The 23,776-nt window shown below is 68.2% G+C and carries 15 protein-coding genes; 11 read left to right on the top strand and 4 right to left on the bottom strand.

Annotation, left to right across the window (positions count from 1 at the left end; genetic code table 11):
• The first annotated feature begins 24 nt into the window (after nt 1-24).
• The 7 genes from WME82_RS35745 (at nt 25) to WME82_RS35775 (ending at nt 15,816) form a co-directional block, all read left to right on the top strand.
• On the top strand, nt 25-1,296 hold the full coding sequence (locus WME82_RS35745; protein ID WP_438038966.1) for a glycosyltransferase: 1,272 nt from the start codon (nt 25-27) through the stop codon (nt 1,294-1,296).
• A gap of 17 nt (nt 1,297-1,313) precedes the next feature.
• On the top strand, nt 1,314-8,678 hold the full coding sequence (locus WME82_RS35750) for a SpvB/TcaC N-terminal domain-containing protein (protein ID WP_438038967.1): 7,365 nt from the start codon (nt 1,314-1,316) through the stop codon (nt 8,676-8,678).
• Between the two features lie 28 nt (nt 8,679-8,706).
• Nucleotides 8,707-9,333: a hypothetical protein gene (locus WME82_RS35755; RefSeq protein WP_438038968.1), complete on the top strand. Its 627-nt coding sequence runs from the start codon at nt 8,707-8,709 to the stop codon at nt 9,331-9,333.
• Nucleotides 9,334-9,730: 397 nt separating this feature from the next.
• Entirely contained in the window at nt 9,731-10,876 is a 1,146-nt protein-coding gene (locus WME82_RS35760) for a metallophosphoesterase (RefSeq protein ID WP_438038969.1), read from the top strand.
• A gap of 186 nt (nt 10,877-11,062) precedes the next feature.
• Entirely contained in the window at nt 11,063-11,962 is a 900-nt protein-coding gene (locus tag WME82_RS35765) for an MOSC domain-containing protein (RefSeq protein WP_438038970.1), read from the top strand.
• Between the two features lie 678 nt (nt 11,963-12,640).
• On the top strand, nt 12,641-14,416 hold the full coding sequence (locus tag WME82_RS35770) for an RICIN domain-containing protein (protein WP_438038971.1): 1,776 nt from the start codon (nt 12,641-12,643) through the stop codon (nt 14,414-14,416).
• 14 nt (nt 14,417-14,430) lie between these two features.
• Nucleotides 14,431-15,816 (top strand): WD40/YVTN/BNR-like repeat-containing protein, encoded by a 1,386-nt coding sequence (locus WME82_RS35775; RefSeq protein ID WP_438038972.1) that lies wholly within the window; start codon nt 14,431-14,433, stop codon nt 15,814-15,816.
• Between the two features lie 43 nt (nt 15,817-15,859).
• Here WME82_RS35775 and WME82_RS35780 read toward each other — a convergent pair whose 3' ends face one another.
• Nucleotides 15,860-16,969 carry a peptide-N-glycosidase F-related protein gene (locus tag WME82_RS35780; protein ID WP_438038973.1) on the bottom strand — a complete coding sequence of 370 codons (1,110 nt, stop codon included), beginning with the start codon at nt 16,967-16,969 and terminating at the stop codon, nt 15,860-15,862.
• 354 nt (nt 16,970-17,323) lie between these two features.
• On the opposite strand from WME82_RS35780, the gene WME82_RS35785 reads away from it, so the two are divergent.
• The gene (locus tag WME82_RS35785; RefSeq protein WP_438038974.1) at nt 17,324-18,016 is read left to right on the top strand and encodes a hypothetical protein; all 693 of its coding nucleotides are present in this window, start codon (nt 17,324-17,326) and stop codon (nt 18,014-18,016) included.
• 25 nt (nt 18,017-18,041) lie between these two features.
• Here WME82_RS35785 and WME82_RS35790 read toward each other — a convergent pair whose 3' ends face one another.
• A complete protein-coding gene (locus WME82_RS35790) occupies nt 18,042-19,034 on the bottom strand; it encodes a matrixin family metalloprotease (RefSeq protein ID WP_438038975.1) in 993 nt (330 codons plus the stop codon).
• Between the two features lie 122 nt (nt 19,035-19,156).
• Here WME82_RS35790 and WME82_RS35795 point away from each other — a divergent pair, with 122 nt between their 5' ends.
• The 3 genes from WME82_RS35795 (at nt 19,157) to WME82_RS35805 (ending at nt 20,449) form a co-directional block, all read left to right on the top strand.
• On the top strand, nt 19,157-19,825 hold the full coding sequence (locus tag WME82_RS35795; RefSeq protein WP_438038976.1) for a Mut7-C RNAse domain-containing protein: 669 nt from the start codon (nt 19,157-19,159) through the stop codon (nt 19,823-19,825).
• 64 nt (nt 19,826-19,889) lie between these two features.
• The gene (locus WME82_RS35800; RefSeq protein WP_438038977.1) at nt 19,890-20,186 is read left to right on the top strand and encodes a hypothetical protein; all 297 of its coding nucleotides are present in this window, start codon (nt 19,890-19,892) and stop codon (nt 20,184-20,186) included.
• Nucleotides 20,183-20,449, top strand: coding sequence for a hypothetical protein (locus tag WME82_RS35805; RefSeq protein ID WP_438038978.1), 267 nt, complete (start codon nt 20,183-20,185; stop codon nt 20,447-20,449). The genes WME82_RS35800 and WME82_RS35805 overlap by 4 nt, the downstream gene beginning before the upstream one ends.
• A 98-nt stretch (nt 20,450-20,547) precedes the next feature.
• On the opposite strand, the gene WME82_RS35810 is transcribed toward WME82_RS35805, so the two are convergent.
• Nucleotides 20,548-22,119 carry a hypothetical protein gene (locus tag WME82_RS35810; protein WP_438038979.1) on the bottom strand — a complete coding sequence of 524 codons (1,572 nt, stop codon included), beginning with the start codon at nt 22,117-22,119 and terminating at the stop codon, nt 20,548-20,550.
• 36 nt (nt 22,120-22,155) lie between these two features.
• Nucleotides 22,156-23,766, bottom strand: coding sequence for a hypothetical protein (locus WME82_RS35815; RefSeq protein WP_438038980.1), 1,611 nt, complete (start codon nt 23,764-23,766; stop codon nt 22,156-22,158).
• Between the last annotated feature and the right edge of the window lie 10 nt (nt 23,767-23,776).

Genomic DNA, 23,776 nt, shown 5'->3' on the forward strand with positions numbered 1-23,776 from the left:
CTACTGCGTCATGAGGAGAGCAACATGGCAAGAGTAATGATCTGGCCCGACCTCTACAAAGAACAGGGCCACTGGCTTCCGTGCATCAACCTGGCCAAATCCCTGCAGAGCTCCGGCTACACCGTGGAGTTCATGGGTATCCCGGATTGCCGTTTCATCATGGAACCGTACATGAATTCTCTGAGCGACCCGATGTTCCACGAGATTTTACCATCGGTGTACCCGCTCGGGCACTCGTACGAGAACAAACTCGAGCCGCTCGACCAGCGCTGGAAGCCGCACCATCTGCTGCCGATCTGCCGCGGCGCGCTCGATGACGTCTTCCTCGGGCCCTCCGCGCCGAACCTGCTCATCGGCGGCTACTTCACCGCGCTCGAAACGCTGCTCATCCATCGCAAATACGGGATCCCTTTCATCTTGATCACCACCTACCTCCGCCACCCCGACGACACGCCCAGGCTCCACGCCAAGACCAAGCTCGTCTACATGCCGCGCGCCGTCTCGCAAAAGCTCATCGACTCCGTCTCGCCGCAGCCGGGCCTCGACATCGATCAATTCATCGAGCCGCTCCGAGACAAGCTCGAGCTGATCCCTTGCCCCCGTGTGTTCGACTTCACCGACGAGGACTGGAATCATGGCGACCACGTCAAGTACGTCGAGCCCATGATCGCTCGGCAGCACCTGGGCGGAGGCTCCTTGCCCGGCAATCCGGCGGGGATCCCGACGGACAAGCCGCTCATCTTCGGCACCGCCGGCTCGCAAGTCCAGGATTACGAGTTCAAGGCACGGCAGTTCTTCAATAATCTGATCGATATGATGAAGACCCAGAGGATGGACGACTATCACCTCGTCCTCGCGGTCGGCGACAAGCTCCTCGCTCAGCTCAACGTCGAATACGGCGTTGACGTGGACCCGCTCAACAACCGCCTTCCAGCGAACGTCAGCCTCTTCTCCTGGGTCTCGCAGCTCGACATCCTGAAGCAGGCCGAGGTGGTGTTCATGCACGGCGGCCTCGCCACGATCAAGGAGTCCATCTGGGAGCAGGTCCCCATCGTCATCGTTCCCCACGGCAAAGACCAGATGGACAACGCCCTGAGGATCCGGCGGAGCGGCATCGGAGTCGTCTCCGAGGTCGCCGACCTCACTCCGCAGCAGCTCCGCGGCCTCTTCACGGCGGCCACATCGAGCAAGTGGATCCGGCAGAAGCTCGCGAAGATGAAGGCGTTGTTTCAGGTCGAGGAGAGCAAGGCACCGAAGCCCAGCATTCAACTGATCCAGAGCGTGGTGGCCCCTTGAACCGTCGGTGAGGCGTCATGAAAAAGAGAGAGCGATCCAGCGACGGCCGTAAAGGCCAACCGGACACGACGTCGACGAACCGGGTGCAGGCGACGCCCGATCAGGGCGCTGAAGCGCGCGCTGCGCGCGAGGACGGCGGGTCCGGCGACGGGAAGGGCCGCGAACCTGGCGGGCAGCCCCTGTTGCCCGCGCTCACCCTGCCGAAGGGCGGAGGTGCCATTCGCGGCATCGGCGAGAAATTCTCGGTCAACCCGGCGACGGGCACCTCGTCGCTCGCCGTTCCGCTCCCCGCGTCGCCCGGTCGCGGCGGGTTCGGCCCCCAGCTCCAGCTCGCGTACGACAGCGGGGGCGGCAACGGCGCCTTCGGTCTCGGATTCGCTCTCTCGATCGCGAGCATCTCCCGGAAGACCGACAAGGGCCTTCCGCGCTACCTGGACGACATCGAGTCTGACGACTACATCCTCTCGGGCGCGGAGGATCTGGTCCCCACGCTCAGCCAGACCGGCGCGCCTGAGCTCGATCGCGGCACCCATGTCGCGCGCACCTACAGGCCGCGGGTGGAAGGCCTCTTTGCGCGTATCGAGCGCTGGATCCGAAAGGATGACGGCGACGTGCATTGGCGTGTGACCACCAAGGACAATACAATCCACGTCTATGGCCAGACGCCCGAGACGCGCATCGCGGACCCCGGGGGCCCGCAGGTGGGCCGCGGTGCGCGCATCTTCAGCTGGCTGCTCGAAGAGAGCCGCGACGACAGGGGTAACATCATTCGTTACGAGTACAAGGCCGAGGACGGCGACGGCGTCGACCCTTCGGACTCGAGCGAGAAGAGCCGCTCCGAGCGCCAGGGAGGGGATCTTGTCTTCCTTGCCACTGCCCAGCGTTACCTGAAGCGCGTCCATTACTGCAATGCGGCCCCGTTCGTCGCGAGCGACTTCATGATGGAGATGGTGTTCGATTACGGCGAGCACGCGCCCGCCGAGACGACCACCACCGCCGTACCCACACCGGCGGACTCCGGACCGGGGTCCGCGCCCTGGACGGTCCGCCAGGACCCGTTCTCGAGCTACAGGGCCACGTTCGAGGTGCGTACGTACCGGCTTTGCCGTCGCGTGCTCATGTTTCACCGCTTCCCCGCCAATGGCACGCCGGTGCTCGTCAGGTCGACGGACTTCGAATATGATGCCAGCGGAGCGTTCACCTATCTCGTGGGTGTCACGCAGGCGGGTTATCTGTTCGACACGGTCACGAGCACCTGGCAGCGCCAGGTGTTTCCCACGCTGCGCCTCGACTATGTGCGACCCGTCATCAACGACACGCTGAGCGCGCTCCCGCGGGACAGCCTCGTGGGGATCGAGGGCGGCGTGGACGGAGCGGCCAAGCAGTGGATCGATCTCAACGGCGAGGGCATCCCCGGGGTGCTCATCGACGAAGGGTCGACCTGGTACTACAAGGCGAACCGCGGGCAAGGAAAGCTGGAGGCGCCCCGCACCCTCTCCGCCTTGCCTGCGCCGAGCGCGCTCGTGGGGGGCGTCCAGCAACTGGAGGACCTCGGTGGGGATGGCCAGCTCGATCTGGTCGCCTACGGCGCCCCGCTCTCCGGCTACTTCTCGAGCACGAAAGAGGGCGGCTTCGAGGCGCTCCGGACATTCGAGTCCCTTCCGAACATCGACTGGATGGATCCGAACTTGCGCTTCATCGACCTCGATGGCGACGGACTCGCGGATCTGCTGATCACCGAGGACCACGCGTTCGTCTGGTACCGCTCGAAGGCGAAGCAGGGCTTCGGCGAAGCCCAGCGTGTCTTCTATACGGACGACGACGAGCGCGGGCCGGCGGTCGTGTTCGCGGATCCGGAGCAGAGCATCCAGCTCGCCGACATGAGCGGCGACGGGCTCGTCGACATCGTCCGCGTGCGCAACGGCGAGGTGTGCTTCTGGCCCAACCTCGGTTATGGGCGCTTCGGCAAGAAGGTCACGCTGGAGAACAGCCCCGTCTTCGCGGCCATGGACGAGTTCGACGCGCGGCGCGTCCGCTTCGGCGACGTCGACGGCTCGGGCACCAGCGACATCTTCTATCTGGGGAGCGATCGCGTCGCCCTCTACCTGAACGAATCCGGCAACCGCCTCGCCGCGCCCGTGCACATTCACTCGCTGCCGCCGGTGGACAACGTCGTACGGCTTGGCATCGTCGATCTGCTCGGCCAGGGCACCGCGTGCCTGGTCTGGTCGTCGCCGCTCCCCACGGCGCGTTCCGTCTTCTACGTGGATTTGATGGCGGGCGCGAAGCCGCACCTGCTCCGCTCGGTCGTCAACAACCTCGGCGCGGAGACGACGATCAGCTACGCGACGTCGACGAAGTTTTACCTCGAGGACAGGGCCGCCGGCATCCCATGGCTCACGCGCCTCCCCTTCCCGGTGCACGTGGTCGATCATGTCGAGCACGTCGACGCAATCTCGAAGAGCCGGCTCGTGACGACGTATCGCTACCGGCATGGGTTCTTCGACGGCGTGGAGCGCGAGTTTCGCGGGTTCGCCCGCGTCGAGCAGCGCGACGCGGAGGAGTTCACGGTGGGAGCCTCCGGGACCGAGCTCTTCCAGGCGCCGGTACGGACGGTGAGCTGGTATCATACGGGCGCCTGGCTCGAGAAAGAGCGGCTGGAAAGGGAGCTGGCGGAGGAGTACTTCCAGAAGGGACCGGCCGCCCTGCTCTTGAAGGACACCGTGCTCCCGCAGGGCATGTCCATTCAGGACGAGCGCGAGGCAGCGCGAGCGCTGCGCGGGAGGTTGCTGCGCCAGGAGATCTACGCGCTGGACGGCACAAACAAAGAGAACATCCCGTATCTCACGACCGAGCAGAGCTTCGAGGTCAGGCGCATCAAGACGAGCGAAGGCACGCGGCACGGCGTCTTCATGGTGCATGAGCGAGAGCGTGTCCTCATTCACAGCGAGCGCAAGGCCGACGATCCGCGCGTCGTCCACGACCTCGTGCTCGACGTCGACGAGTTCGGCAACGTCGAGCGCAGGGTGTCGATCGCGTATGCACGCGCCACGGGAGAGCCGGAGCAGCGACGCGCATGGACGACAGTGACGGAGAGCGATTACATCAACAAGCCAACGGAAATCACGTGGTACAGGGTTGGCCTCCAATGCGAAGAGCGGCTCTTCGAGCTCACCGGGCTCACGCTGCCGGCCGCTGGACAGGGCCTGCTGGCTCGCTCCGCGCTGCACGATGAACAGGGGACGGGTGTCCTCGATATGCTTGATCCAGAGGACGATTTGCCCTACGAGGGCGAGTCGACCGGCCTTGCACCCCAGCGCCGCCTGATCCAGCGAACGCAGCAGGTCTTTTACGAGGACGACCTTTCCGGGCCCTTGCCGCTCGGTGAAGTCGAAGCCCTTGCGCTGCCTTACAAGCGCTACGAGCTCGCGCTGACGCCGGGGCTCGTGAGCGAGATCGTGCAGAGATCCGGGCAGCTCAGCGCGACGGCGTTCGATCCTGCGGTATTGTTGTCCGAGGGGCGCTATGTCCAGCGCGACGGGGGGTACTGGACGGCCAGCGGCCACGTCATCTTCGATCCCGCGCGCTTCTACCTCCCGGTTGAGGCGGTCGACCCGTTCGGCGGGCACTCCTTCGTCACCTATGACGACTTTGCGCTGCTCATCGAGACCTCAACGGATCCGCTCAACAACCAGGTCCAGGCCGAGAACGACTACCGCGTCCTCGCCCCGTGGCACATCACCGACCCAAACCTCAACCGCTCCGCCGTCGCCTTCGACGCGCTCGGCAGGGTCGTCCGCAGCGCCGTGATGGGCAAAGACAACGCGAACGAGGGCGATACGCTCGACAACCCGACATCGCGCATCGAATACGACATTCTTCGCTGGCAGGTCGAACAGAAGCCGGCCTTCGTGCACACATACGCGCGGGAGGTACATTATGCCGACAGTCCGAGCACCCCGTTTCGAGAGAGCCTCGCCTACTGCGACGGCTTCGGTCGCGTGGTCATGCAGAAGGTTCAGGCCGAGCCAGGCGACGCGCCGCTCCGCGATGGCCAAGGTGTCCTCATGCGCGAGGGCAATGACGCGCTCGTCATCGGGCCCGTGACGGCCCGCTGGGTCGGGACAGGCCGTACGGTCTTCAACAACAAGGGCAATCCGGTCAAGCAGTTCGAGCCGTTCTTCAGCTCCACCGCGGAATACGAGGAGGAGGCGGACCTGGTGGAATGGGGCGTCACCCCCATCCTGCACTACGACCCGCTCGATCGCGTCATCCGCACGGAGTTTCCCGACGGCACCGAATCTCGCGTGGAGTTCGACGCGTGGCTCACACGGACGTTCGATCAGAACGACGCCGTCATGGGCACGCCCTGGCTGGCCGAGCGGCAGTCGGGCTCGGCGAGCCCAGCAGCGCAGCGGGCCGCGACGCTTGCGCTCGAGCATGCAGATACGCCGACGGCCACGCACCTCGATGCGCTCGGTCGTGCCTTCTGGACCGTGATCCCTAACAGGATCCACGGGGTGGATGCCCCCTCCTACCACACACGCAGCAAGCTCGATGTGCAAGGCCATGTGCTCCGTATGCTCGACGCGCGCGGCGTCGAGGCGGTTACCGAGCAGTTCGACGTCCTTGGGCGGCGGTTTTCCACGGCGAGCCCGGACGGTGGAGTTCGCCTGGACGTCGTCGATATCGGTAACAAGCCGGTGCGCAGTTATAACGGCAGGAGGCAGAACCGTCGTTACACCTACGATGCCCTACAACGCCCGACACGCACGTGGTTGTTCCTCGACGGCGAGCCCGAGCGCCTCGTCAGGCGCGTGGTCTATGGCGAAGCGCATCCGGAAGCACTGCAACGCAACCTTCGCGGGCGGGCGTTCCAGGTGTATGATGGTGCGGGTGTGGTGACCAGCCAGGCGTACGACTTCAAGGGCAACTTGCTGCAGGCGTCGCGCCGGCTGCGCAGCGAGGTGCATGCTGGCGCCGACTGGTCGGTGCTCTCGGCGCTCACGGACGTGTCGGCCATCGCCGCCGCGGCCGACCCGCTGCTCGAGGCCGAGAGCTTCGAGATGCAGACGGAGTACGACGCGCTGAACCGGCCGACGAGCCAGATCGCGCCGGATGCGAGCGAGATCAAGCCCACGTACAACGAGGCGGGCCTGCTCGAACGCATCGAGGTGTGGATTCCGGGCGCGGCGACATGGACGACGTTCGTTGACAACATCGATTACGACGCGAAGGGCCAGCGAGAGCGGATCGACTACGGCAACGGCACGTCCACGGAATACACGTACGATCCGCTGACTTTCCGGCTGGCGCGCCTCCGGACGACGCGCAGCTCGGACGGCGCCGTTCTTCAGAACCTGACGTACACCTACGACCCCGTTGGGAACATCGTCGAGATCAAGGACAGCGCGCAGCAGACGGTGTTCTTCAACAACGCCGTGGTGTCACCGGACGCGCAGTACGTCTATGACGCGGTATACCGCCTGATCGAGGCTACGGGACGAGAGCACGCGGGCGGGCTCGCCGACGTGCAGCGCGACCAGAACGACCTGCCGATTCACGCGCTGCCGCACGCGAACGACGCGCAGGCGCTCAGGAACTATACCGAGGAGTACTTTTACGACGCCGTCGGCAACATCCAGCGGATGGAGCATCTGGCCGGCGCGGGGACCTGGATCCGGCGGTATTCCTACGAGACGACGAGCAACCGGCTCAAGAGCACCTTCGGGGATCCCGAAGACGAGCCGTCCAGCCCGATGTACACGCATGATGCCCACGGCAACATGACGGCCATGCCGCACATCCCAGCGCTCACGTGGGATGAGAACGACCAGCTGCAAAGCACCGATCTCGACGGCGGCGGGGTCGTCTACTACACCTACGACGCGACCGGCCAGCGCGTGCGCAAGGTCTGGGAGCACAGCGGGCTCGTCGACGAGCGCATCTACCTCGGCGGCTACGAGGTCTACCGCAGGCGCAACGCGACAGGGCTCGTGCTCGAGCGGCAAACGCTGCACGTGATGGATGGCGCGCAGCGGCTGGCCATGGTCGAGACCAAGACGGTCGACACGTCGGGGCCCTTCACGGTGACGCCGCGGCTGCGCTACCAGCTCGCCAACCACCTCGGGTCGGCCTCGCTGGAGGTCGACGGGGCGGGGCTCGTGATCGGCTATGAGGAGTACCATCCCTTCGGGACCACGGCGTACTGGTCGGCGGACGGCGCGGCGGAGGTGAGCCGGAAGCGGTATCGCTACACGGGGAAGGAGCGGGACGAAGAGACGGGGCTCTACTATCACGGGGCGCGGTACTATGCGGCGTGGCTCGGGCGGTGGACGGCGGCGGATCCCATCGGGACGAGAGCCGGCTTGAATTTGTTCGCCTATGTAAAAGGCAACCCTGTCAGGCTCATCGATCCCACTGGGACAGAAGACAGCCCACCGCCCGCTTCAAAGACGCCCGACATAAGCGATCAGATAAGCACGGCCCTCAAGCTGGCGTTCGTGCTTGCGACCGATCAAACCCCCGAGCAATTCGGGCAAGGAATGGTAGACAAAGCGAATCGAGCGTTCGTGGAGCCCTTCGCGACGATCTATGCTCCAGGGGGGATGCTCGACAAGGCAGCACAGAAGGCCGTCGATCTTTTACAAGGGGCGCCAGACAAGGAATACGTCACACCAGAAGAACACAAGAGAATGTTCGGCGCCATCGTCGACGTTGGAACATCTTTGTTTCCTGGAGTTGGAGAAATTAGAATCGACATCCCTGAACCGCGCCTGGCGACCGCCAACGCCGGCAGTACGGCCACGTCAGCAGGGACCATCGTATTCGATTCTTCGATAGTCAAGGCTCCAGCAGCTGCCATGAGCGCTGCGAACAAAGGCGATGGTGGTTCGTCGAAGTCACCTCCGAAGCCGGAGGCAGGCTCGACAGGAGCGAAGGGAGGCACGGCGGCAGCGAGCGAAGATGCCGTTACGCTGACGGGGACCGTCATAAAGGAAAAATCTCATCGAGTCTCTGGTCAGCCGCAAGGCTCCCCCCAACTGAACTCAGCACGTATCAAGGGTGAGAGAATCGGCAGCAGCATCACGCTGGAGAGTGGGAGGGTCGCCGAGGCCGTGCGACAGGTCAACGCCCACCGCCTCCCGAAGGACCAGGCCATCGTTGCGATCCGGGCTGCACTCGAATCCGTACCTGGGCAATATATGGGCACGCGTGTGGTGCCGTATGGCAATCATACCATACTTACCCCGGTCCTGAGGGGAGGCCCTGGTACAAAGGTGCTTGTGGTGGCGCCGAACGGCGTGATAAGATCGGCGCAGACTGACTTGACGATGAAGGGATCGACGTACCTGTTCAAAGGCCTCAAATACATCGACTGATGCCATGGAATCTCGGAGCGGAGGAGTCATGAATCCTATCAACGCGCTTCAGCTTTATCTCATGTCACGTATGCGGAACAAGGAGGGTGTCGCAGAAGGCCTGAGGCGTTTAGGCGTCGATAGGGCGGCGTTCGATGCGGCCAAGGAGATGCTGGCGCGCGCACGGCTGGATCATGAGGACCCAGACATGGCGGACGAGTGCAGTGCCGACTTGTATCGTCGGTTCCTTGGAGCGCCGCAGCGCGTCGAGCCGGCGCCGAGAGACCACGAGCCGAACGCCATGAAGATGTTCTACTCGCTCCCCGTGTGGCCAGATCTGGAGCTGGAGCTCAGGATGAGCAACGAGCACACCCTCTGTGAGATCCGCTTCGTTCGCGCGGGTGAGCCCAAGGCGCGCCGGCTTCGGCTCGAGGAGGTTATACCCTGGAGGGTGGTGGAGGACGATATCCCATGCAATTGCAGCGAGGCGGTCGTGGTGGATGGGTTTGGAACATGGACCGACTACTGCTGCACCCTGCTCGAGCCCGGGAGCCCAGAGTATCTCTGGGCCTTCGACTACGGTCTCCTGCAGAAGGTAATTCCCTGGAAGGACACGAACCTGAACAAGGAGGAAGCCGCCTACCCTAGCCTGGAGAGCATCCTCGGGGAGCCATAGACGCCGCGGTAGGGCAAGTTCATCCCTGTGGCGGCGGTCACCTGTCGGCGGAGCGACGTCCTCCACGGCACGGAAGGTCCTTCCAAGCCCCGTCCCGAAGCCAGGCCTCTTTGGAAGCAGTGCGGTGGAGAAGGGCGCGCTGCGCGTCTGCGACGCGTGCGAGTGATGGCAGGATGGCGCTCTCCCTCGTTCGAGCTCATCCAGGCTCGGAGGGCTCATCCCCTGCCTCATCATGCTCGACGCCCGAGCGCCTGGCGCTGCACGAGCGGCTCCTCACTCAGGCCATGGCCGAGGCGGCTGAGCGCCGGATGCTCAAGACCAGCGGCGGAAGGCGGCCGTACAGCGTGACAATCGACAAGCGTTTGCCCGAATTTGAGGACATGCTAAAATACGCGCCATGGCCGCGCCTCAGCCAACGGTGACACCGCGGCGCATCTTCGTGATGGGCGACCCGCAGGCGCCGATGGCCAAGGTGATGGCCGTGCTCGCGTCGCACGCATTGCTCGGCGCGGACGGCCGGCTGGTCGACGACGTCGTGCTCGTGTCGATCGGCGATCACTTTGACTATGACCTCGATGATCCGGTGGGCGCGGGCGCGGAGGGGCTCTGCACGCTGCGCTGGCTGGCCAGCCACGATCCAGCGCAGGTGAGGCTCCTGCTCGGCAACCATGACGCGGCGCGGGTCATGGAGCTCGCCGGCCTCGACGACGTGCGGTTCGCTGCGGCGCGCGCGCTCGGGCGCTCGATCAAGGAGACCAGGCGGCGTGAAGGCGCCGAGGCCGCCGCCCGGCGCCAGCGCGACGAGTTCGCAGCGCAGTTCCCCGATGTGGCGACCCCGGGGCTCGCGGCGCGCGATTACGCGTCGTTCAGCGAGTCCCAGCGCGAGTTCGTCATCGAGCTGCTGCTCTGCGGCCGCTTTCATCTCGCGCTCTCAGGCGTGCTGCCCGACGGCCGCGCTGTGTTGCTGACCCACGCGGGCGTGACCACGCGCGAGCTCGCGATGCTGGGCATGCCGGACGAGCGCGACCCGCATCGGCTGGCGGCGGCCCTCGAGCGGCAGTTGCGCGCCGCGGTCGACGCGCGGCGCACGGAATGGCAGAGCGGCGCGCGCACGCCGCTTTCGCTCGAGCCTCTCCACGTCGCAGGCGCCGCAGGCAATGAAGGTGGCGGCCTCCTCTACCATCGACCTGCGTGCGTCGATCGCGTGGGTGGCGACCCGGCATGGGAGCTCGATCCGGCACGGCCACGGCGCTTCGAGCCGCGTTCGCTCCCGCGCGGCCTGCGACAGGTCGCCGGTCACACCGGTCACAGGAAGTGCAAGGCGGAGCTCGATCACGACTGGCTCACGGCGGCAGCGCACCAGAAGGAGATCGGAGGAATTCGCACGCTGCGCGCCGACGGCGACGTCGTCGTGTACGACCTCGGGATCCTGGACGATCGACCCGGAGCGACCGACCTCTACCTGATCGACGGGGAGATGCGGTTTACCGCGGCCGCCGATTACGCTTTGCTCCCGCTCGCCGAGCTGCTCGTCCCCGCGTGAACCCGATGCGCGTGTCTGCCGCTGCGCGCATCTAGACCAGGGGCAGCGGCCGAGCCGACCGGGCGACCAGAGGCCGAGAGCGGCGGAGCCGAGCGAGGCGCGAGGCGCCGTGTCGCGCCGTCGATCTCCTGGCGCCCTCCTGGCGCCGAGCTCGCCCGGAGATCGAGCAACGAGTAAAGAGACGCCATGCCCCCGGACGAACAGCCCACCGGAACGGTCGTGTCGATATGGCGCTATCCGGTCAAATCGATGCAAGGCGAGGAGATCGACGAGACGGCGATCACGGACCGCGGAGCGATCGGCGACCGGGCCTACGCCGTCCTCGACCGGGAGACGGGGCACGTCGCGAGCGCCAAGCACCCCGGCAAGTGGGGCGCGCTGCTCGCGTGCCGCGCGGCCTTCGCGGCGCCGCCGCGCCCCTCGGCGCCCTTGCCGCCCGTGTGGATCACGCTGCCGGACGGCGCCGTGCTCAGCAGCGCGCAGCCGGACGTGGATCGGGCGCTCTCGCGCGCCCTCGGCCGCGACGTGGCCCTCGTGAGCCGACCGCCCGACGCGGCGAGGCGCGAGGCGGATCGGTCGCCCGCGGACGGCTCCGCGGCGCAGGCCACGATCGTCGAGGAGCCGATGGCGCTCGCCGCGCCGGCCGGCACGTTCTTCGACGTGGCCGCCATGCACGTGCTGACCACGGCGACGCTCGACCGCCTGCGCGATCTCCACCCCTCGGCGCGCATCGAGGCCCCGAGGTTCCGCCCGAACCTCGTCGTCGCGACGGCCGCGGGCGAGCGCCGCTTCGTCGAGAACGGCTGGATAGGCCGCGCGCTCGAGATCGCCCAGGAGGTCCGCCTCGAGGTCATCGATCCTTGCCCCCGCTGCGTCGTCCCCACGCTGGCCCAGGGCGACCTCCCGCGCGATCCGGGCCTCTTGCGCGCGCTCGCCCGGCACAACGCGGTCGCGAGCGCGACCGTCGCCCCCGGCGTCGTGTTCCCGGCGGTCGCCGGGGTCTACGCGACCGTGCGCCGCGAAGGCGCGATCCGCCGCGGGGCCGCCGTCCAGCTGGGCGGAGCGGCCCTGTCCCCGCCCCGCTGACCGGCCCTGCCGCGGGTCCCTCGATCTCCCGCCGCGCCCCGCGACCAGGCCGCGCCCCGCGGAGCTCCAGACGAAGCGACGGCCGGCAGGGCGCGCCGCGAGCGCGCCAATCTACCCACATCGCCGCCCGCGCCCTCACCGGAGAACTCACGCGCTCACCCGCGACCACGGATTGCCACCCTCGAAGCAAATCGCGCAGAAATCCAGCCGAGTTCGCTCGATCAGCCGAGCACAAGAGCTCATCCACCAACTCACGTGGTCTCACCGGGGTGGTGTTTTCATGTCCATTCAGGATCCCTCGCGATCCATGCCAGTCGCGCAAACATCATATCGGATTGGATCACGGGCCGTCCTCACGTGATTGTTTCACCCAGAGAGGCGCCCAGCCCGTGTCAAGCCGGTAGCACGACTGTGGCCGCGGATTTGCTTTGAAGGGACAGGCACTCGCGAGGGTGCGTGGACGGCGGCACGGCGCGGCGATCGCGAGCGATCGTCGCGCGGGTCCGTGAGCGGATTGGCCGTCAAGTTACATCAGCAGCGGAGAGGCTGGCGGCGCTTGCGGCCTCTCCTTGGCAGCGCTCCGTCGCGCCGCGCCCTGGCTCCTGAGGGGGATGGTGCGGCGCTCTCCGACATCGGGGGAGATGGGCGCATCGGACCGAGCCAGGAAAGGAAGATCCCATGAAGCGCTTCAAGTCACACCTCACCACGGCTGCCCTCACCGCAGCGTGCGCCTTCGCGCCCGGCTGCCTGATCCTCGACGCCGGTGACGAGGGCGCGGGGCCGACCCCGACCGCCTCGGGGACGCTGACCGTCGCCGTCGCCAATGGCGAAGCGCGGTACATGCTGGAGCGGGAAGATGGGGTGTTCGTGCGCCTCGACCTGGGCTCGATGACGGATACGGCGCCGGGCGTCGAGCCGTCGATCGACTGGCGCACGGCGAGCGGCTCCCCCGTGGACGTGTTCGGCACCGAGACCGGCGACGGCACGATCATGGTCGCCACGATGCGGCCTGCCGAGGGCATCGGCGAGCTGACGAACGCGCTCGTCACGACCGGGACCAAGCGCGTCCTGGTGCTGCGCGTGCAGTTCGACGGCGGCCAGACGCTGGGCACGGAGCAGGACGTGCGCAACACCATGGCCGGCGCGGCGACCCACCTGGCGGGCTCGTCGTTCGGCAAGATGCAGCTCGAGTACGACGTCGCCGGCCCGTTCAACATCAGCTTCGGCAAGTGCGACGACTACAACCGATGGCAGAACGAGGCCAGGACCGCGGCGAAGAACGCCGGCTTCGATCTGAACGCGTACCAGCACTACATGATCATGGGGAAGATGGATTGCGGGTACGCCGGCATGGGCGCGCAGCCCGGCAACGCCACCTGGATCGCCGGCCTCTGGCCCGAGGTCGTCGTGCACGAGCTCGGCCACAACTTCGGCCTGTGGCACGCCTCCTCGCGGACGTGCCGCAACGCCGGGGCGACGGTGACGATGAGCAACGACTGCACCTTCGACGAGTACGGCGATCCGTTCGACCCGATGGGCAACGGCGGGAAGCAGCACTTCAACGCCAACTACAAGGTGAACCTCGGGTGGATCCCGTCGTCGCAGGCCCAGACGGTCACCGCCGACGGGACGTATACGCTCGCCCCGATGACCGAGGCGAGCACCGGGACCCAGCTCCTCCGCGTCAAGGGCCCGAACGACGTCATGTACCAGATCGAGTTCCGCCAGCCGGCGGCGACGAACGTCGTCGACTCGCGCAACCTCTCCACGAAGGGCGTGCTCATCCATGCGTTCTTCACGCAGTCGCGGGAAAGCGGCCGGGCGCACCTGCTCGACATGATCCCTGGGGGGAACTTCAGGGACTCGCCGCTCGCCGTCGGCGCTTCTCATCAGCTCTTCGGGACGAACGCGACGCTGAAGCTCCTCTCCGTGTCGGCCACGGGCGCGCAGGTCCAGATCTCCGGCCTGGGCGGCGGCACGACCGACCCCGGGGGCGGCACCGGCGGCGGCGATCCGGGCGGCGGCACCGGCGGCACCACCGGCCAGAGCCTGGCGGCCCTCCATTCCGGCAAATGCATGAGCGTCAACGGGGCGAGCCTGGACAACGGCGCCACCGTCGTCCAGCGGCCGTGCACCGGGGCGAGCGACCAGCAATGGCAAGTCGAGATCCTCAGCGGCACCACGGCGACCGTGAAGAACGTGAACAGCGGAAAGTGCCTCGACGTGCAGGGGTCCAGCCGGAACAACGGGGCGAACATCACGCAGGCGGACTGCAACAGCGGCAGGAACAGCCAGAAGTGGGATCTCATCGATCGCGGCAACGGCGCCGTCTCGCTGCGCTCGGTCAACAGCGCAAAGTGCGTGGACGTCTACAGCGCCAGCACCGCCGACGGCGCCAGGCTCGCCCAGTACACGTGCAACAACGGGACGAACCAGCAGTTCCGGCGGCAGTAGCGAACCTCGCTTCGATGAACCGCGTCGCTCTCGGGCTCGCCGCCGCCGCGGCGGGCCTCGCCCTCTCCGCCGCCACGCCCGCGCGCGCCAACGGCCGATACCCAACCGCCGGCCAGATCCTCGTCGATCCAGCCGATCCCGAGCACATCGTCGTCCGCGCGACCTACGGCGTCCTCACCACCCACGACGGCGGCGAGCGCTGGTCGTGGATCTGTGAAGCGGCCATCGGCTACAGCGGCTTCGAGGACCCCATGCTCGTCGTCACCGCCGACGGCTCGATCCTCGCCGGGCTCTTCGACGGGCTCAGCGCGACGCACGACCGCGGCTGCGACTGGCACATCGCCGAGGGCGCGCTCGCCCAGCGCAACATCGTCGATCTGTCGATCGATCGCGCGGATCCCGCGAGCGTCCTCCTGCTCGGCTCCAGCGTCATGGCCAGCGACGCGATCTTGACGCAGGTCTGGGAATCGAAGGACGACGGACGGACCTGGACGCAGGCCGGGGTCGACTTCCCGAGCACGTTCCTCGGCGTGACCCTGGACAGCGCGCCCAGCGATCCGCGGCGCATCTACGTGAGCGGGCGCCGCAACGGCCCCACGTTCGAGGGGATCGTGCGGCGCTCGGACGATCGCGGCGCGACGTGGGAAGAGTTCGACGTCCCTGGCAGCGACGATCGCAACCTGCCGTACCTCGGCGCCGTGGACCCGAAAGACCCTGACGTGGTGTACGTGCGCCGCGACGGCGACGGCGCGGACGCCCTGCTGGTCTCGCAAGACGGGGGCGCCACGTGGCGCGAGGTGTTCCAGGCGGCGAGCCTGCTCGGCCTCGCCCTCTCGCCCGACGGGACCGAGATCGCGGCCGGCAGCGATCTGGACGGCCTGTGGGTGGCGCCGACGGATACCCTGGAGTTCACCCAGGTTGGGCAGCTCGGCGTCCGCTGCCTGACCTGGACCTCGCGGGGCCTCTTCGCCTGCGCCGACGAGCCCGTGGACGGCTTCTCCGCCGGCGTTTCCACGGACGGGGGCAGGACGTTCTCGCCGCTCATGACGCTCGACCGGCTCTGCGGCCCGCCGGAGGCCTGCGGGGGCGACAGCTCGACCGGCCGGACCTGCCCCGGGCTCTGGCGGGCGACAGCGCGCTTCATCGGCGCCGCGGGCTCGTGCGAGGCCGGCGCCGGCTCGGGCGGCGCCACGGGCGCGGGCGGGGGCGAGGCGAGCGCCGGCGGGGGCGAGCCCGGCGCGGGCGCAGCCGAGGCGAGCGCCGGCGGCGGCTGCTCCTGCGGGGCGTCGGGCGGGGGGCGCGCCGGGGCGCTGCTGAGCTGCCTCGCCGCGGCCGGCGGCGCGCTCCTGCGCGCGCGACGGCACGGACGCCGGCGCGCAGAGGCGCCGGGAGCGCGGTGACGGCCCGAGCCGTTCCCGCGTCGGGTGCTCGCGTTTGGAGCTCCTAACGCGCCTGCACGTAGAGCGAGAACGGGATATTGCCCTCCCCGCCCACGAAGGTCGCGTCGGGGACGTCGATCACGAACTCGTGCGTGCCGGCGCTCGCGGCGCCCCACGGGACGATCCGGGTGTCGATCACGTCGCCAGGGCACCAATTGCTGAACGACTGCCACTCTTTGTCCGACCGCGGGGACGCCCCGTAGATGCCGTTGCCCTGGGTGTTGTACTTGCGAAACGGCTCGCACGACGTGCGCCCGGGCTTGTACTGCAAGGCCAGCTCGCCGTCGACGTACACGTGATGGTCGCGGCGAACATACTCCTCGCCGCCCTGGTTGGCGCCGTGATTCGACGTGATGAGCACGAGCTGTGCATCCTGTGTATCCGCCGGCAATTCGAAGCTGACGGTCTTGCGGGTCGTGCCGACCTTGTCGCTGGCGCCCGTGGCGTAGTTGTTGAATTCTTCGCTGATCGCCAGCGGCAACAGGACGCTGAAGTCCTGGGCCGCCCGCGTGCTGTCGGTGTACAGCAGCAGCGATCCGAGCTGCGTGTCATTGCGACCAGCGCAACCGGGGACCTCGTCGTTCGCGGCGTAAGGCACGCCGAAGATGCCCAATTCGAACCAGAGATCGTGTTCGGCCAGGAGGTCGGGGTCTTTCAAGATCGGCACGAGGTTGCTGGCCTCCCATTCATAGGGGACCGTCTTCGGCTGCTTGTTCATGTCCATGAACGGCGTGACGAACCGTGCGATCTCGATCCGCTCGACCTTCCCGGGAACGTAGGTCTGGGCGCCCTTGGGGACCAGCGCCAGGTTGACCGAGCCGAGTCGGTCGTAGTTGTCGCACAGCGCTCCCACGACCACGCGGACCTTCAGGGTGGTCTGGATCTTGGCGAGCAGCTCGTCGGTCAACCTGGTCGCAACCAGCGAGTTGTTGTGGCGGATCACGCCGGCCGGGATCGGTTCGTCGACGGTCTCGGCGTAGCCGTCGTAGAACGTGATGTCCTCCAGCACCGGGACCTCCTCGGGCTCCCGGGACGGCACGTCGCCGCTGCCGCTGCTGCTGGCCGCAACGCCACCGCCGCCCGTGCCGCCGCTGCCTGCGCTGGTCCCGGTCACTCCGCTCGTGCTCCCGCTGCTCTCGGAGGTCCCGGTGCCTCCGCCTGTGCCCGCGTCAGAGCGCTGCTCGTCCGTGCACGCGGCGAGCAGGGCCAACGGACAGAGGTATGGGATCGCGCGACGCAGGTGCATTCGTCCAACTTATCAGATCGCCGGCTCGATGTCGTGCTGGAGCGGCGGCGGAGGTTGAGCGATTCGGGGGCGCGTACCAGGCCGAGCATCTCCCTCCGGGGCTGGAATTATCCAGCGTGGCAAGCATCAGACTCACGTCGAGATCGTCGCGGCGAAACCGATGCCCGTGGATAAACTTCAGGAGCTACTCAATTAGATCAACGTGAAGAAGGAAGGGTCGTGATGACAGACGAGAGGCGACCGCTTGTGGAATCTCGGAGCGGAGCAGTCATGGATTTTATCAGCGCGCTTCAGATTTATCTCATGTCACGCATGCGGAACAAGGAGGGTGTCGCAGGAGGCCTGAGGCGTTTAGGCGTCGATGAGGCGGCGTTCGATGCGGCCAAGGAGATGCTGGCGCGCGCACGCCTGGATCATGAAGACCCAGGCATCGTGGACGAGTGCCACGCCGACTTGTATCGTCGGTTCCTTGGAGCGCCGCAGCGCGTCGAGCCGACGCCGAGAAGCCAGGCGCCGAATGCCATGAAGATGTTCTACTCTCTCCCCGTGTGGCCAGATCTGGAGCTGGAGCTCAGCATGAGCAACGAGCACACCCTCCGTGGGATCCGCTTCGTTCGCGCGGGTGAGCCCAAGGCGCGCCGGCTTCGGCTCGAGGAGGTTATACCCTGGAGGGTGGTGGAGGACGATATCGCATGCAATTGCAGCGAGGCGGTCGTGGTCGATGGGTTTGGAACATGGACCGACTACTGCTGCACGCTGATCGAGCCCGGGAGCCCAGAGTATCTCTGGGCCTTCGACTACAATCTCCTGCAGGAGGTAATTCCCTGGAAGGACCTGAACCTGAACAAGGAGGAAGCCGCCTACCCTAGCCTGGAGAGCGTCCTCGGCCTCGAGGAGCCAGAGACGCCGCGGTAGGGCAAGTTCGTCCCTGGGGTGGTGGTCACCTGTCCGCGGAGCGACGGCTGACGCAGACGCGACAGCTCGATCGGGGCCATCCTTCGCGGCGAGGACGCCTGACGGCGCGCAGCCAGGCGACCGCGCCGATCGCGACGGCGGCCAGCGGGGCGCTCCACCCTGGGCCTCCGGCGGCCGGTGGCGCCGCGCTGCAGCTGACCAGCTGGTCGTCGGCGCACTCGGGCGAGAACCCGTGCGGCGGGATGGGGTTGCAGGTCGACGTGGAGAGATCCCGAGGGGGGTAGATCTGGCATATGCCCGCGATGTCGTCGTCGTGCAGCGTCCGGAAGTTCATCGGATCCGCCCTGTCGTACCTGGAGTGCATGGTCGCCTCGGGCCCGGCCATGGTGTGGTCGAGGCCCAGGAAATGCCCGGCCTCGTGCGTGACGATGGCGAGCAGATCTTCCCTCGGCGCGGCGGAGTCGTCCGCGACGGTGAAATCGTAGAGATCGGTGTTGATCTCCATGTCGGCCCCCCAGAGATTACCGGTCTTCCTGTCGAACTGCACCGTCGTGAGCGCGAGCATCTCGGTGTTGTGCCCCGCGGCCGCGAGCCACTCCAGATCGCGGAAGACGACCACGTTGGCGTTGCCCGGCACGAGGCCATCGACGATCCTGGTCTTGCCGTCCCTCGCGTTGAGCTCCACCGCTCCGCAGGCGACGGGCCCGAGGTTCTGGACGCGGAGCCCCGGCGTTCCCCCGTCGCAGGGCGCCTGCATCCACGTATCGAACGCGGCCTCGAGCACGTCGGAGATCTCCTGGTAGGAGATCTCGCTGGACGCGTCCTCCTGGATGCTGAAGCCGATGCAATCGCCCGCCCATCGGAGCGGCTTGCATTCGCCGACGGGCTGGTCGTCCTGCAGGCAGAGCTCCGACCTCTTGCAGGTGTTCGAGCGGCAGTAGGCCGACGCCTGCTGCGCGCTCGCCAGCACGGCGAGCGCGGCCGCCACGCAGGAGCACCATGCACGCTTCATCGCCATCGACTCCTCCACGATCGGTTGACCCTACAGCGACGGTAGCAGCGCGCGGCCGGCGCGTGGGGATTTCGCCGGCGGCGCCCTTGCCGCCCGCTGGCCCTCCGCCATCCTGAGCGTGATGGGGCGTGCTCGTGGGTGAGGCGGGCGGCGGAGCCGATCCGGCGCAGGGCGGCGCGGCGGCGCAGGGCGGCGCGGCGGCGCAGGACAGCGCGGCCCCGGCGCAGGGCGGCGCGGCGGCGCAGGACAGCGCGGCCCCGGCGCAAGGCGGCGCGGCGGCGCCGAGCTTCCTGTGCGACGCGATGCTGGGCGGCCTGTCGCGCTGGCTGCGCGGCGCGGGCTACGACGCCATGTTCGAGCATGGCATCGACGACGGCGATCTCGTGCGCCTCGCGCAGCAGACCGGCCGGGTGCTGCTGAGCTCCGACGCCGGCGTGTTCGAGCGGCGCTCCCTGCGCACCGCGGCCGTGCGCGGGCTCTACGTGCCCCGCGGGCTGCGGCCGACGGAGCAGGCCGGCTTCGTGCTGCGGGAGCTCGGGCTGCCCGTGCGGGACCCCCGCTGCATGGCATGCGGCGGCGCGCTCACGGCCGCCACGAAGGACAGCGTCCGGGATGCGGTGCCGGCGGTGGTGGCGGATCGCCACGACGAGTTCTGGCGGTGCGATCGATGCGGCAAGGTCCTGTGGAAGGGCAGCCACTGGGACGGCATCGTCGCCGGCGTGGCCGCCGCGGCCGGCGTGGCCGCCGCGGCCGAGGCCCCTGCACCACCGGCGGGCGGCCAAAAGCCGCGGCCGTGACGCGGCGGAAGGGAGGATTCATTCGTCGGCAAAGGCCGCCCACAGGCAACAAGGTGAAGTTCTCATGCGAAAGGTGCGCTCGGTACGGCTCGCGCCGTTCGTGCTGAAGGCTTCCTTGCTCACCTGCGCCGTGCTTGGCGCTTGCGGCGGCGGCGCCTCGCGGCACTACGTGTCTCAGGGGACACCGACGGCGCCGGGTGGGAGCGCGCTCATCGTGGCCGATGTCAACGGCAGCACGTCCACGACGCAGGTCAATCTGAAGGACGAGCGTCTCCCGCCGCCTGTTCGGCTTGGAGGAACATCGTTCGCGGCGTGCGCAAAGCCCGGCGAGGATGACCGCTCGCCCGTCTCGGCACGTTGAACCACGACGCGGCGATGCACCAGGGCGCGCTCTTCGACGCGAGCGTTGCCAAGACGAGCTTCGATCTGGTCATCAGCGCCGAAGGGGACGATTGCGCCGAGACCTCTTCGATTATCGTCATCAGCCAGGATATCGCGCGCCAGTACTACAGTTGCAGAAGCGCCGAGCGTGAGGACCTCACCAGGCGTCCAGCCAGTACACTTCCCCAACTTTCCGCAGAAATCGCGGCCTACGTCGAGCGCTTCGCCGCTACGTGCAACTGAGTACGAAGTCGCGCACAAAGAGCTCCAACCCAGGTCGCTCGTCCTACCCTGCTCACGATCGGGCAGGGGAACCGGTCGCGGCGCTCCCGCGCGCGGACCTACGGCGCGAAGCGCATCGTCTCGGCGGCGAAGCCGTCGCTGCCTCGGTTCGCCTTGTCGCGCGTCTCGTCGAACACATCCGCGATGCCGCCCGGGCCCCCGTCACCGATCTCGAACGTGACGCGATCCAGGGTGAGTTGTTCGTCGTCGGCATGGACGATGCCGATCGAGGGGCCTCCGGAGCCCCCGCCGCCCCAGCCGCCCGTGCCGCCCCTGCCGCCGTAGCCGCCCCGGCAAGCATATTCGCCGCCCAGGTCCGGCGACTGCCCCGGCGGGCCCCCTTGCAAGCCAGCTCCGCCGGACTGGCCTTCGCCCCCCCGGCCTCCGGCGCCGCCCCTGCCCGTGATGATCCGGGTCTCCCGCAGGGTCAGCTTGCTGCCCGGATGCGCGAAGATCGCGATGCTCGCGCCGCCCGCGCCGCCGCTGAGGCCGCCGAGGCCGCCGCAGCCGCCGCCGCCGCCCGAGCCGCCCGACGCGCCGCCCAACGCCGCGTTGCCGCAGGCGCTCCGGCCGCCCGGCGCGCCGCCGCCCCCGCCGCCCCCCTGGCCGGGTGCTCCGGTGCCGCCCTGACTGCCGGGCACGCCTTCCCACCCGGCCTCGGTGAGGCGTCCACCCCGACCGCCTGCGCCGGGCGCGCCCGGCGCACCGTCTTCCCCATCGCGGCCGTGCTCGCATGGGGCGCCGTCCTTCGCGCCCACGCCACCCAGGCCTGCTTTGCTGGGGTTCGGGGTTGGCAGCGGCTTCCCGTCCTCGCCGTCGTCCCCGCGATCCGGGGTACCGTCGCCGCCTTTGCCGCCCGTCGATACTTGGTCGCCGCACCCGCTCGCCACGGCGGGCGCGCCGATCACGGTGGCTGCCGAGCAGGCCTCCTTGCCGATGGCTCCGGTCTCCCCGTGCTGCGCCTGCGGGTCGATGAGGCCCCAGTTCACGCCGTCCGCGCCTTTTTGGGCGTTGTCCGCCTGGATCACGCTCCGAAGCACCTCCACGACCGCACCCGGCTCGAGCCTCATCGCGACGGTGGAGAGGCTCGTCTCCGATGGGAACCAGTCGACCACGTGCACGTCCACGATCGTGGATACGTCGTCGGTGGCCACCTCGCCGTCACCCTGCGCTGCCACCACGGTGAGCGGGACGACTTCGGACGATGCTGTCTGGATCGTTGCCACGAGTTGGGGGCTCCCCGTTTCCGTGGTGTGCTTCCATCCAGCCCAGCACTGAAACCCCCCCCACAAATCGACACCGGAGGGCAACGTGGCGGCGTCGAGGAAAGGCTCGCTGCAGGCGAACACCCGCCCCCGTGTACGCGGCGCGAGCGCGATCGCGCGGGCGAGCGTCTTCACCGGCTTGTCCATCGTGCCGGGGTTGTTGTCGTCCCCCTGCGTCGTGCTTGCGAACACCCCGCAGCCGTCTTGCACGCGCAGCGCGGCGAGGCCTTCGAGACACGCGTCCTCCGAGGGCTCGGCGTCGCAGGTGCCCCCCTCCGCGCACGGTGGCGTGGATGGCTCCACTCCGCACCCCAGGGCGGCAGGAGAGGACAGCAGAACGACCCATACAGCTGCTGTGATCTTCATCGTCCTCTCTTCCTGATCATCCCGCTGCGAACCCCCTCATCGGGGCGGCACAACCAGCTCGGGCAAGTCCCAGAGGGAAGCACTCGTGCCGGGTTTGCCCCTGGCGGGCTCCTCGTCCGGATCGGGTCCGAATCCACCGGCACCGGGAGCGCCCAGGCTCCAGTGAGCGCTCTCCGTGAGGTGGACGCTGCTGTCCACGCGCGCGACGGCGATGGAAACGCCCCCGAGCCCTCCGCCGCCATGGCCGCCGCTGCCTCCGTAGCCGCCCCACCCCCCTGTGCATGCAAAGTAGTTGACGCCTTGCCGCGACACGTAGCCAGCGGCGCCGGGTGGCCCTTCCCTGCCACCGTTTTGCCCCCTCCCTCCGTTGCCGCCGCGACCCCCGTTGCCGGTGATGATGTCGGTCTTGTCCACCATGACGTGAGCATGCAGAGCGATGATCCCGAAGCTACCGCCTCCGTAGCCGCCCCCCCGGCCGCCGCGCCCCCCGCAACCGCCACCCCCGCCCGAGCCACCGGACGGTCCGCCTTGCGGATCCACGGGACGGCACTGCCCATTCGTTCCTACACCGCCCCCGCCGCCGCCTCCCTGGCCGATCCCGCCGGTCTGGCCCTCCTGTCCCGAGAAGCCCCGCCAGCCGTACGCGCTGATGGTTCCGTAACGGAGCGGCTCCTCCAATCCCGTCCCGCCTCCGACCCCGTTCGCGCCGTGCTCTCCATCGCGGCCGTCCTCGCCGGGCGTGCAGGTCATCGGCCCGCCCTTTCCCCCTTCGCCGTCGTCGATCGAGCCAGGCGCTGGTGCCGGTGCGCCTGGCTCGCCGTCGCCGCCCGCGGCGATGTCGCCGTCGCCGCCCGCGCCGCCAATGGACGTCGTCCCGGCCTCGCACATGGTCACCGCCGGCAGAGCGCCCTCGGTCCAGTCCTCCAGGCACCCGCCCATGCCTGGATGGCCATGCGCCCCGTCCGGCGCCCGCCATCCTTGCGGAGCGCTCTCCCCATCCGCCCCATCCGCGCCATTCCCCGCAAGGATCTCGCTCGACACCACGTCCACCGCGGCGCCCTCCCGCACGATCATCCCGATGGCCGACCCGCTCGGCCGCGTCGCGTCCGCCGCCACGAGCCGCACGCCGAACACCGCCGACGTCATGCTCGCCTCCCGCGCCTCCACGACGAGCGGTACCCGCTCCGGCGCTGGCGCGATCTCGGTGAAGCGGTCCTTGCCGCCCCAGGTCCACGCCGCCGTGACGCAGTCCCGGCCGCCCCAGATCGCGACGCCCGACGGCAGCGTGACCGCCTCCGCGAAGTCCTCCGCGCACGCGTACACCCGCCGTGTCCCCCCGGGCTCCGATGCCTTCTCCACCGCGCGCTGCAGCGTCCTGACAGGCGCTTCCCTCGTCCCGTCGCTCGCGTCGTCCCCGCGCCGCGCGACGAACACCCCGCACCCGTCCTTCGCCGGGCTCGTCGCAGGATCGCCGTCACACGGCGACACCGGCAGGACAGGCGGCATCTCGCCGGGAAGCGGATGGCACGTGAACGTCCTCGCGCAGTCCTCGGCATAATAACACCCGGCGCCCCCCACGGCGCTCCCGCAGCCGAGCGCGATCGCCGCGATCGAACGCAGCCTTCCTCGACCTCGCCCCCCGCGCATCCCCATCGCC

Source organism: Sorangium sp. So ce128 (assembly GCF_051525245.1).
Classification (GTDB): Bacteria; Myxococcota_A; Polyangia; order Polyangiales; family Polyangiaceae; genus Sorangium; species Sorangium cellulosum_B.

What these genes read in the sequence shown, in the direction of transcription:
- WME82_RS35765 (WP_438038970.1), top strand. Translation starts at nt 11,063, where the DNA reads ATGCCCCCGGACGAACAGCCCACCGGAACGGTCGTGTCGATATGGCGC.
- WME82_RS35770 (WP_438038971.1), top strand. Translation starts at nt 12,641, where the DNA reads ATGAAGCGCTTCAAGTCACACCTCACCACGGCTGCCCTCACCGCAGCG.
- WME82_RS35785 (WP_438038974.1), top strand. Translation starts at nt 17,324, where the DNA reads ATGACAGACGAGAGGCGACCGCTTGTGGAATCTCGGAGCGGAGCAGTC.
- WME82_RS35800 (WP_438038977.1), top strand. Translation starts at nt 19,890, where the DNA reads ATGCGAAAGGTGCGCTCGGTACGGCTCGCGCCGTTCGTGCTGAAGGCT.
- WME82_RS35745 (WP_438038966.1), top strand. Translation starts at nt 25, where the DNA reads ATGGCAAGAGTAATGATCTGGCCCGACCTCTACAAAGAACAGGGCCAC.
- WME82_RS35775 (WP_438038972.1), top strand. Translation starts at nt 14,431, where the DNA reads ATGAACCGCGTCGCTCTCGGGCTCGCCGCCGCCGCGGCGGGCCTCGCC.
- WME82_RS35810 (WP_438038979.1), bottom strand. Translation starts at nt 22,119, where the DNA reads ATGAAGATCACAGCAGCTGTATGGGTCGTTCTGCTGTCCTCTCCTGCC.
- WME82_RS35790 (WP_438038975.1), bottom strand. Translation starts at nt 19,034, where the DNA reads ATGGCGATGAAGCGTGCATGGTGCTCCTGCGTGGCGGCCGCGCTCGCC.
- WME82_RS35815 (WP_438038980.1), bottom strand. Translation starts at nt 23,766, where the DNA reads ATGCGCGGGGGGCGAGGTCGAGGAAGGCTGCGTTCGATCGCGGCGATC.
- WME82_RS35760 (WP_438038969.1), top strand. Translation starts at nt 9,731, where the DNA reads ATGGCCGCGCCTCAGCCAACGGTGACACCGCGGCGCATCTTCGTGATG.
- WME82_RS35750 (WP_438038967.1), top strand. Translation starts at nt 1,314, where the DNA reads ATGAAAAAGAGAGAGCGATCCAGCGACGGCCGTAAAGGCCAACCGGAC.
- WME82_RS35755 (WP_438038968.1), top strand. Translation starts at nt 8,707, where the DNA reads ATGAATCCTATCAACGCGCTTCAGCTTTATCTCATGTCACGTATGCGG.